Origin of the sequence: Halolamina salina (genome assembly GCF_042678005.1) — an archaeon.
GTDB classification, from domain to species: domain Archaea; phylum Halobacteriota; class Halobacteria; order Halobacteriales; family Haloferacaceae; genus Halolamina; species Halolamina salina.
Genome location: NZ_JBHUDH010000086.1, coordinates 1 through 277, shown reverse-complemented (window position 1 = coordinate 277; position 277 = coordinate 1). Strand labels below are relative to the sequence as shown.

1 protein-coding gene is annotated in these 277 nt (G+C 73.3%); it reads left to right on the top strand.

Annotation, left to right across the window (positions count from 1 at the left end; translation table 11 throughout):
• Positions 1 to 277 (top strand): DUF7504 family protein (locus ACFR9S_RS08370; RefSeq protein WP_459077195.1); only part of this gene is annotated, 277 nt, incomplete at both ends.

The window sequence follows — 277 nt, the reverse complement described above, 5'->3', positions numbered from 1 at the left end:
AGGACGCCCTCGTCCGCCGGATCGACGGCGAGATCCGGAGCCGGTGTCCCGACAGCGACACGCTGCCGCCGGCGATGCTCCGCGTGGGGCTGTACTCCCTCGAGACGCTGCTCGAAGCCCACGGGATCGAGACGGTACGACGGCTGGCCTACCGGCTGACCGGCGAGGTCCGGCGTGCCCGCGGGATGGGCCACTACCACCTGCCGCGTGCGTCCGACTCCGCCGCCGTCGCCGACCTCCAGTTCGTGTTCGACGCCCGGCTGGAGCTCCGGACCGG